Annotated in this window: 9 protein-coding genes; 1 reads left to right on the top strand and 8 read right to left on the bottom strand. The window is 43.9% G+C overall.

All coding sequences use genetic code 11. The features are described from left to right. The 5 genes from JK188_RS14245 to cmoM all read right to left on the bottom strand — a co-directional run. A partial coding sequence (locus JK188_RS14245) for a hypothetical protein (protein WP_211888656.1) occupies nt 1–368 on the bottom strand: 368 nt, incomplete at its 3' end. A 202-nt stretch (nt 369–570) separates the two neighbouring features. Continuing rightward, the gene (gene mukB, locus JK188_RS14240) at nt 571–5,010 is read right to left on the bottom strand and encodes a chromosome partition protein MukB (protein ID WP_211885130.1); all 4,440 of its coding nucleotides are present in this window, start codon (nt 5,008–5,010) and stop codon (nt 571–573) included. Beyond that, nucleotides 5,007–5,735 (bottom strand): chromosome partition protein MukE, encoded by a 729-nt coding sequence (gene mukE / locus JK188_RS14235; RefSeq protein WP_036951742.1) that lies wholly within the window; start codon nt 5,733–5,735, stop codon nt 5,007–5,009. The genes mukB and mukE overlap by 4 nt, the downstream gene beginning before the upstream one ends. Continuing rightward, complete coding sequence (gene mukF, locus JK188_RS14230; RefSeq protein ID WP_132494492.1) at nt 5,716–7,041, bottom strand: chromosome partition protein MukF; 1,326 nt, start codon at nt 7,039–7,041, stop codon at nt 5,716–5,718. The genes mukE and mukF overlap by 20 nt, the downstream gene beginning before the upstream one ends. Then, nucleotides 7,038–7,826, bottom strand: coding sequence for a tRNA uridine 5-oxyacetic acid(34) methyltransferase CmoM (gene cmoM / locus JK188_RS14225; RefSeq protein ID WP_211885129.1), 789 nt, complete (start codon nt 7,824–7,826; stop codon nt 7,038–7,040). Before cmoM ends, mukF begins: the two co-directional genes overlap by 4 nt. 183 nt (nt 7,827–8,009) lie before the next feature. On the opposite strand from cmoM, the gene elyC reads away from it, so the two are divergent. Then, nucleotides 8,010–8,816: an envelope biogenesis factor ElyC gene (gene elyC / locus JK188_RS14220; RefSeq protein WP_211885127.1), complete on the top strand. Its 807-nt coding sequence runs from the start codon at nt 8,010–8,012 to the stop codon at nt 8,814–8,816. Between the two features lie 63 nt (nt 8,817–8,879). Here elyC and kdsB read toward each other — a convergent pair whose 3' ends face one another. From kdsB to JK188_RS14205, 3 genes are all read right to left on the bottom strand, one after another. Then, nucleotides 8,880–9,626 carry a 3-deoxy-manno-octulosonate cytidylyltransferase gene (kdsB, locus tag JK188_RS14215; RefSeq protein ID WP_154639096.1) on the bottom strand — a complete coding sequence of 249 codons (747 nt, stop codon included), beginning with the start codon at nt 9,624–9,626 and terminating at the stop codon, nt 8,880–8,882. A gap of 4 nt (nt 9,627–9,630) precedes the next feature. Further along, nucleotides 9,631–9,810 (bottom strand): Trm112 family protein, encoded by a 180-nt coding sequence (locus JK188_RS14210; RefSeq protein ID WP_036951756.1) that lies wholly within the window; start codon nt 9,808–9,810, stop codon nt 9,631–9,633. Nucleotides 9,811–9,952: 142 nt separating this feature from the next. After that, nucleotides 9,953–10,168, bottom strand: a complete 216-nt coding sequence (locus JK188_RS14205) for a cold-shock protein (protein WP_036951758.1) — start codon at nt 10,166–10,168, stop codon at nt 9,953–9,955. Between the last annotated feature and the right edge of the window lie 103 nt (nt 10,169–10,271).

Genomic DNA, 10,271 nt, shown 5'->3' with positions numbered 1-10,271 from the left:
CCTATATATTGTATATATGGGTTTTTCTCAGGATTTTCAAGGAATTGCCACTCCTCTGAATCTTCTATACGCTCTAACATTAACTTTTGATTTTCAATATGTTCCTTTAGCCTTGTTTGCATTCTTATTCTGTTTTCTTCTGAATCTTTTGAATTGGTAAAAATCGATTCATCAATCTCCAAAACATCATATTCAGGACCATATTCAAAAAAACCACTTTCATCTATTAATGCATAATAATAACTCTGCAAGTCAGCACGATAATCTATACCGCTCCAACCAAAACTACTGTTCCATTCATCCCAACCAAAATTATCTCGATGAGATAAAGGTGAAGCTGTAACAACCATCGTATCTGTATAAAGCATAATTAACATCCTTGTTGTTATTTAAAAACAGCAAAGAAATTAGATTTAAAATTTTTTATAGTCAACTAAGTATGAATATTGAAATTATAGCAATTAACTTATTTATATAATTAAGAAAAAACAAATTAAAGCCATCGTCATGGCTAATAAAAAACCGACACAGTTTCCCATGTCGGTTTTAATAGCTAAAAACAAAAATCAATTATTGAGGCAGTGCTTGCGGAGCAGGATTATCCTGACCAAAACCTTTTAACCCAACGACGTGAACATGTTCCGTATTACCAGTCACTTTACGCACCAGTTTATATGTGGTTCCTTTCTCTGGGCTGATGTTTTCCGGCGCAGCAATAATAAGCTGCATTTCCAGTCGGTCACATAACTCAAATAACGTGGCGATAGACTTCGCATCCAAACGCGCCGCTTCATCCAAGAACAGTAAGCGACATGGAATGATATCTTTCGCACGCAGTCGGCGGGCTTCTTCTTCCCAGCTCTGGACAACCATCACTAAGATAGACATACCCGTACCAATCGCTTCACCGGTTGATAACGCCCCACTTTCTGCTTTTAACCAACCATCAGAGCCGCGGTTAACTTCAACTTCTAACTCTAAGTAATTACGGTAATCTAACAGCTCTTCACCAATGGTTTGCGGTAAGCGCTGCCCCATATCCATCTGTGGGTTCAGGCGTTGATACAGTTTTGCCATCGCTTCAGAGAAGGTTAAACGTTGGCTAGTAAACAGGTCTTGGTGTAATTCACTCTCTTCTGATAGCACGCTCAGCAATAAGGCGTGGCTTTCGCGAATATTCACATTCAATCTAACCCCTTTAACCTGACCAAATGCCACCGCTTGTAAGCCTTGGTTCAGCATACGAATACGGTTTTGCTCACGCTGGATAGTTTTACGAATGATATTCGCCACACTCTTCGAGCTAATTGCCAGTTTTTGCTCACGGGCAGTTAACTCTTCGGTCAGACGCGCTAACTCAATTTCCATCTGTTCAATCGCATCGATTGGGTCATCGGTACGAATAATATCTTGGCGAATACGCTCACGCAGATGTTGGTAAACCGCAATAAAGAACTGAATTTTACGTTCAGGATGTTTAGGATCTTCAGACATGCGCAGTACATCACGCAGATGTTCGTTATCCGCCACCGCTAAACGCAGCGCTCCTAACGCCTTATCTGACATCGAACGTAAACTATCACCATCGGTATAAGCCAATTCGCGACGATGCAGACGACGCTCAACGCCATTATCTTTCACCAAGCGCATCACGGCACACCAGCCCGCTTTCGCCATCACGACTTGCTCACGGATTTGGTAATAATCTTTTTCCAGCTTACGCAGACGTTTTTGCAGGTTATCCATTTCCGCTTCACATAACGTCAGTTGTTTTTCTAACTGGTTGATGCGACTACGGTTTGCCATAACAGATTGATGTAATTCATCACGGCGAATGCTGGCACGCTCTTGTGCATCAGGGTCCGCTTTCACGCCCATTTCTTGCATTTCTGCTTCAAGTTCTTTCAACATTTCTTGCTTGGTGTCGAATGAACTGCGCAGCGATGCCAAAACTTGATGATATTGCGTGCTTTGCGCTTGTTGCTGGCGTAATAGCTCACGGGCACGAGTTCTATCGGCTTCCGCATGCTCTAAACGCTGGCGCAGTTTTTCATTCAAGTCCGCATTTTCATTGACCATACCCGTCGAATCACTGTAACTAAAGTGTGCGCGACGTTGAGCCACTTCCACCAAGGCAAAGGCTTGTTGCTTCGCATTTTGCTGGGTATGTTTCGCCAATTCATAATCTTTACGCAGTTGATCATGTTGCTCAGGATCACTGAGTAATACCGTCACAATCGGCTCTAACTTCGCCAGATTATTACCGTGTTTATTGATGAAATGAGCCGCTTCCTCAGCTTCAGAAAGCTCTTCTCGGATCTCTTCAACGCGATCAACCAGCGTTTCATCCATCAACAAATTCACTTGCGGCAATAAACGATTTAATGCCAGTAAATTTTCTTTACCTTGAGCGAACTGTTGGCGTTGTTGCTGGGTCTGTTCTTCAAATTGGTTCAGTCCACGCTCTAATTCAGTACGTTTTTGATTTAATGTACGAATTTCAGCTTCAGGATCCGCTTCAAATGCCACTGAAATATGCTGACCGATAAAGCGGCTAAATGCTTGGTGAGCACGCTGAATTTTTTGCACATCAAACGACAAGGTCGCATAACGTTCCGCCAATTCATCACGCTCAGCACTCAGTGACTCTAAATGACTCTCACGGGCAGCTCGACCAAATAGCGGTAACTCTGGGTAGCGGGAATAGCGCCATTGACGCTCTGATGAACGGACTAATACCGCATTTTCAAACTCTTGAGCATCAAAAACGCTGTCATCAAATGAAGATGGATCCCCCTCGATAAAGTACACATCATCAGGGCAATCTTGTAGATTTTCTAGCTGCTCACGAACCACAGCCAAATCTTGTACCACGATACCGTGGCGCGCAGGGCCGTACAATGCAGAGAAATACGCCGCATCTTCAATGGTAATATCGTCGTAGATTTCAGATAACAACACGCCATTAAAGCGCTCTGCCAGTGCCAGCATGCGCCCATCTTCGGCACCACTAGGCTGGCTTAAACGTTCGATTTGCTTATCGAGGTCACGGCGTTGCGCTGCAACTTCATCACGTTCAACCGTAATTTCCCTTTCTTGCTCAAGAAGTTGCTGCATAAATTCAGTCACTTCAGTGCTATTTTCGAAAGTTTCACCCGATTGTTCATTGAGTTGAGTCAGTGCTTCTTGCGCCATAATCCACGCAGGCGCTTTAGCGGAAAGCTGGCTGATACGCTGGCGAATTTGTTCCAACTCTTGGCGCATTTGCATGCGTTTTTCGCCACTTTCATTAACGCCAGTACTTAACTCTTCTTGCAGAATTTCCAACTCCGCCATCAAGGCATCAAGCTCGTCCGGCTCAACACTTTGCCCATAACGTTTACAGAATTCGCTCAGTAATTTTTCAGCATTACGCTGGCTGTCTAAACGCTGTTGCAGTTCAGATAATTGCATACGCAGCGGCTGAACACGCTCTGCTAAATGTTGTTGCGATGACCAGTCGCGCAGTAATGAACGCGCTTGCGTATATGCATCCCTGCGGCTCACATCACCTAACATAGTTTTCACCAGTTGATACGCTTGCTCAAACTGGCTATGAGCCGCATCCGCCACGCTCATTTTTTGCTCTAAAGCGAGTAAGGCTTCTGTGGCTTGCTGCTCTTTGGCTTCAAAGGTTTCCAGCCATTCATCGATATTTTCAATGGTCAGATCAGGTAGCTGGCAGAGTTCGCGAGCACGGTTTAAAGCATGAAGTGCTTGCTGATATTGAATTGCACGAGTTTGCTGTACATCCAACGCTTGCTGGTAATCTGCAAGCTGGTTTTTCAACTCATCCACTTCAATTTCAGCCGCTTGCGCACGAGCATCAAGCTCTTCGTGTTTTTCTGTGGCTTCAGCGACAACTTCACTTTGCTCTTCAAGACGATAAGTCAGCTCTTCAATATCGGCTTGGTAACGGTCAATTTTTTCTTGATGACGTAACGCCGCTTGCACCAGATTTAAGTGGTCACTTGCCGCTTGGTAATCCGCTTCGATTTCCGTCGACGCTTCGTTTTGTTCATTTAATTCACGCGCCATTTCCACACTACGAACTTGTTCAACGCGCAGCTGTTTGCGGTTGCTATACAGTTCGTTACGGGCGGCCAATGCCGCATCTAAGTGAATTCGACGTTCATTTGAGTGACGCATATAGTCCGCAGATACATAGTCTGTGGCTTCGCTGATCAAATGTTTGAATAAATCACGGTCAGATTGTGTTACGCGAATGGCTTCCAGTGTTAAACGGTTTTCACGTAATGCCGCTTCCATATCTTGGAATGCTTTACGTACACCGCTGTTTTCCGGTAATAAATAATCACGCAGTGAGCGAGTGATCGCGCTTGAAATACCGCCATATAAGGAGGCTTCAATCAAACGGTAATATTTACTACGATCCCCTGCTGAACGTAGACGTTTTGGTAGCACACCCAATTCAAATAATACTGAGTGGTAGTCCGTGATCGAGTTAAATTGCTTAAATTGGATGCCTTCTTGTTTTTCTACGCGCTCTTTCAGGTCATTCAACGGAATAACCTTAGCTTGGCGCCCTTCAAACACTTCCGTTAATACTTCCGTTGGCACTGTGGCTAATGGCACGCCTTGGATCATAAACGGTTTGATATCGACTTTTTTATCGCGCCCAGCAACTTGCTGTAAGCGAACACCGACCATAACTCGTTGATGTTTAGAGTTTAAGACATCCAGTACGGCATAACAGACACCAGGACGCAGTTTTCCGTGTAGACCTTTATCACGGGAACCCGAGGTGGCCCCTGCTTCTGTGGTATTACGGAAGTGCAGTAACGTTAAGTCAGGGATCATGGCGGTAATAAAGGCCGCCATGGTGGTGGATTTACCCGCACCATTTCCCCCTGATAGGGTTGTGACTAATTCATCAAGGTCAAAAGTACGAGCAAAAAAGCCGTTCCAGTTCACCAGCGTCAGTGAGCGAAATTTTCCGCGTTCAATCATTCTTGTTCATCCTCTTCACTGTCAGCCAGGTCTTGACTCTCATCCGTTTCGTCTTCATCGCTGTCTCTTAGCGATAATTCCCCTTCAAGAGAGACCGCTTCACCATCACGGATCATGCGTAATTGTGCTTCTTGTGGATTATCGCCACTACGCACATCCGCACCAAAGCGGAATACAGACTCATTAATAATAAATTTGCTGGAGTCATTTTGCAGGAAATAGACCATACCTAAACGGCGTAAACGGTTTAAGGAGGTTCTCAGTTTTTCCTGTAATTTTTGTTTATCAAGGTCTGAACCTGTGGAGCGTTGGTTAACAAATTTCAGTAATTTGCTTTCGTCGGCCAGCGACAATAATTCTTCAAACAGCTCTTGAGAGGTAAAGACTCCTTGGTTGGTTAGACGCTCAGGACTCAAATAGAGGTAGCACAGAATTTTACCCACCATCATGTCCAGTTCGGACAAAACAGAACGGGGAATTAAGGTGCTTGAGCGGGGACGCAAATAGAAAAAGCCTTCTGGCGCCCGGATCAGTTCAACATTATAACGAGCATAAAATTGCTCTAACGATTCCTGAAAATCCATTAAAAATGCATGATTATCAAGGTCATCAATACTAATATGGCGACCAGCACGCAGTTGGCTGTCCAGCTCAGGAAAAATAGGGTTAGCTAGTGCTTGAGCCAGTTTAACTGGCATAAATTGTTCAATATTTGTCGATGACATGTGCCTGTACCTTGGCTCCGTGATCATTAATAGCGCGCCATTCTGCCGGTAATCCCGCCAGATCAGCCTCTGCGATACCTAGTTTTACAGCCTGATCGATAATAATACGCGCAACATCAAAATGGCGTTTCTGTGGGTATTGCGTCAGATAACTCTGTAATACGTGACCGACATCCAGCGGTTTGTTATCCGTTTTATAGAACGCAAGTTGCGCTTCGATTAACGCCGCTAATTGGTCATTAAGTTCACTGAACTCTTCAAATTCCAGATCAGGTGGGAGTTCCCCCATCACCTCTTGATCATGAAGTGCCAGCTCCTCATCACGCATATCAAAAAGCCTATCCGCATTGGCATAGGTGAGTGCCCAAGGGCTATCGAGGTACTGCTGTACAGATTGACGTAAACGTTGAGAAAATATACGGTTTTTATCCATATCAATCGCTGTACGGATAAATTTGTGAACATGTCTGTCGTAACCAATCCATAAATCAATGGATTGCTGCCCCCAGCTCACAATACGGTCTAGCTTGTTTTGCAAATCAAAGATAAGTCGGTCGACCATTTCCGAGAACTGCGGCGCATTCATATTCGCTTCTTGAATACGCAGTAAGTTTGCCTGTAGCTTATCGCCAGCGGCTTCTAAAGTATCTTGCAATTCTCTTAATGTGCCGGACGTTTCAGAAAGTAGCTGCTCACAGTTGGCAATCGCTGCCTGCCAGTCTTGGTTTAAAAGTGCAGCAATATCATCTTTAACGCTGTTTTGTTGCTCGTCCATAATTCGCTGTGACAGGTCAATACTGTCAAAAATTTCAGCGACTGAATATTTTAATGGCGCAAAAACATGACGGTGCCAATAAAATTCATCACCACCTTCTTCGGCTGATTCCGCTGCACGCTGTAGCTCTCCCGCCACAATCGATAACTGCATCGACAATCTTAATGTCGAAAATTCGCGTTGACGAATATAGTAATCACTAATGCCAATGCCGAGTGGCGTTAGGCGATAAATCGCATTTCCTTCGACAATGTCGCTGGCAAAACGGTTAAATATTTTTTGGCGAACCATGTCGTTGATGGCGTTATTCGCTCTGACTGCCAGTGATTCGGTGGTTTGTTCGAAGCCTTTGCACACTTCTCGAAACGCATCCACCAGCTCCCCTTCACTCATTTCACCGTTAACCCGCTCACTGTTAAGCACTGCGACGGCCAGCAAAAATGCTAAGCGCTCTGCGGGTAGGGAAATCGCAAAATCATTTTTTCGTGCCCAAGACACGAGTTCAGGGACGGTCTGGGAAAAATCACTCATAAATCGTCCTTTTGGGTTTGTTTGCGTGCCATGACATGAATATATCGCCCCATGCTGATATAGGGTTCTTCACGACAATATTGTTGTTCAAGCGCCAATAACGCTGGAAAGTCTTTTTGTTGTAATTGTCTACTTTGCAAATAATCATGGAACACTCTGACGCCACTTTTGCCTAAAATATCCATACCGCAACCAATAAGCCACTCATCAACTTGTTGAGGGAAAAGCGGATTCTGTGGCGATAATGAACGTTTGCGACGACGCTGGATATGAGGAGTTGCGAGATGAAAATTACCTAAAATTGCATTACGCATCACCAAGCCATTTGCATTATAGAACATGACAGAAAATATGCCTTCCGGTCTGATAATCTCTGCCAGTTGCTCTAATGCATATTTTTGGTCGCTAATCCATTCAAGTACCGCATGAAACAAGACAAAATCAACTGGTTCATCAAGGTGTTGAGCGATATCTTGAACAGCGCAGTGAACAAAGCTGATATTCTCGCTAATTCCTTGTTCATCAGCAAGCACCGATGCCCGTTCTAACATTTCTTCGGATAAATCGCAAAGAATAACCTGATGACCCATTGCAGCTAATTGACGAGAAAAATGCCCTTCTCCGCCGCCCGCATCTAATATGCGTAATGTTTGACCTTTAAAATGCGTTTCCAGTAACTGGGTAAGATCTTGCCAAACTACCGCTTCGCGAATTTTTCCTTTTGTCGTTCCATAAATATTTTTTGCAAATTTATCGACAATATCATCAAAGTTGCGGTCTGCCATCTGCGTTCCAGTTACCTATCATGAGTTATTTACAGCATATCAAAACCAAGAATTATAACAGATAATCTAGCTGTTTTTGCATAGTACTTTATTTTGTATCCGATTTATTTTACATGGCATTTTATTGCTGATGCAGCTACATTTGTCCCTATTCGCTTACATTATCTTCATAACAGGCTTTCTATGTTATTTCTGCTTAAAAAATACCTTGGTTCACTATTAATGCCTCTGCCCTTATTATTGATTATTGGGGGAATTGGACTGATTTTATTATGGTTTACCCGCTGGCAAAAAAGTGGAAAATCCTTGGTGACATTAAGCCTTGTTATCATCTCGCTATTAGGGCTACAACCCATTTCTGATCGGCTACTGGCGCCCGTTGAAGGCCCTTATAATAAACGTTATGAGCTTATCACCACGAATCCACCTAAAGAGATAAAATATATTGTGGTTTTGGGCGGCGGGTTTACCTATAACCCAGACTGGAGTCCTAGCTCGAATTTGCTCAGTAACAGCTTGCCTCGAGTCACTGAAGGGGTACGTCTTTATCTGCAGCATCCCGGCAGCAAATTGATTTTTACTGGCGGTAAAGCCAGTAGCCCAATCAGTAGCGCCGAAGTCGCATCCATGGTTGCTCAATCTTTAGGAGTTCCAGCGACAGATACAATCCCGCTAACCGAACCGAAAGATACGCAAGAAGAAGCCTATGAAGTTGAAAAAATTATTGGTAAGCAGCCGTTCTTGTTAGTGACTTCAGCGAACCATTTACCCCGTGCGTTGAAGATGTTTACGAGTCGTGGAATGCAGCCTTATCCAGCCCCAGCCAATCAATTGGTGATCACCAGCGATTTGAATCCTTGGGAGCGCTACATTCCTTCCGCATTTTATTTTAGCCACAGCGAGCGGGCATGGTATGAGCTCATTGGTTCAATTTGGTGGCACTTAAAGCCCGATAACACCCAGCCAATCGAAGATAATCAGGCAGAGTAAAATACAAAGGGGAAACTTATTCAGTTTCCCCTTGTTTTATCAGACCATTATTCACACTAGAAATTATGGCTGAAATTCTTGTCTTACCAATTCGAGATCTTCTGGTGTATCCACCCCTGCGCCCGGAGCCTTTTCAGCAACCGCCACATGAATTTTCTCACCATACCAAAGCACGCGAAGCTGCTCTAGCATCTCGATTTTCTCTAATGGGCTAGCATCCCACGCGATATAACGACGAATAAAGCCAGCGCGATAAGCGTAGATACCAATGTGGCGCAAGAAAGTATCACCGATGGTCTCTTTACTCTTTGCAAATTGGTCTCTATCCCACGGAATTGTCGCTCGAGAAAAATAAAGCGCGTAACCGTCTTTATCCATCACAACCTTCACCGCATTCGGATTAAAGGCTTCTTGCGCACTATGAATAGGGACAGCGAGTGTCCCCATATTTGCCTGACTACCTTGCAAATTATGAGCGACTTGGCGAATAATTTCTGGTGGGATCAGCGGTTCATCACCCTGCACATTGACAATAATTTCGTCATCGGAAAAGCCGTAAGTGTCAATCACTTCAGCCAAACGTTCCGTGCCAGATTGATGATCGGGATTGGTCATACAAGCTTCCCCACCCGCTGCGATGACCGCTGCAGCGACATCGGGGTGGTCAGTTGCAATAATGACTCGACTGGCGCCTGATTTAATCGCTTGCTCCATGACACGAACAACCATCGGTTTACCGTGAATATCTGCTAAAGGCTTACCCGGTAATCGTGTTGAAGCGTAACGCGCAGGAATAATGACGGTAAACATAGGATTACAGTCCTTCGTCTAAAGCAACTTTACGCGCTTCGTTCTCAAGTAAAACGGGGATACCATCACGAACAGGAAAAGCGAGATGATCAAATTTGCAGATTAATTCGAGGTTTTCTTTGTTGTAACTTAGTTTGCCGTGGCAGGATGGGCAAGCAACAATTTCAAGTAAACGGTGATCCATGTTTTCTCCCAAATGGATTTAAACTCACTTGGCGTCAGGATATCACATGCAGGTATCACCGTTAACTCTATTCTTGCTTATTAAGATCTCCTGCGAAGAATGAGAGGATAGTGCAGGAGAAATATTTCTGTTAAGAATTCAATTAGTAAGCGATAACGTCTCTTGCCGTTATACCATCTGAATTACGAGTAACAGAGAACTCGACGTTTTGACCTTCAGATAAAGATTTGATTTTTTTATTCGCAATTGATTTGGTTGTTACGAAGATATCATCGCCACCATTACGAGGTGAAATAAAGCCGTAACCTTCTTTTGCGTCAAACCATTTAACTTGGCCCATATGTAATTGAAAATTCATATTAAAACTCCTTCTTGTTCCGAGAACAATTTTTTATATTTGTATCATTACTCTCTACACGTTATTCCATTTATTTTGCTGAACTATTTATTTCGATCAGTTC

It is taken from the genome of Providencia sp. JGM181 (assembly GCF_018257375.1).
Taxonomy (GTDB): Bacteria; Pseudomonadota; Gammaproteobacteria; order Enterobacterales; family Enterobacteriaceae; genus Providencia; species Providencia lanzhouensis.
The sequence above is the reverse complement of the archived record's forward strand: the minus strand, read 5'-3'. Positions and strand labels throughout refer to the sequence as shown.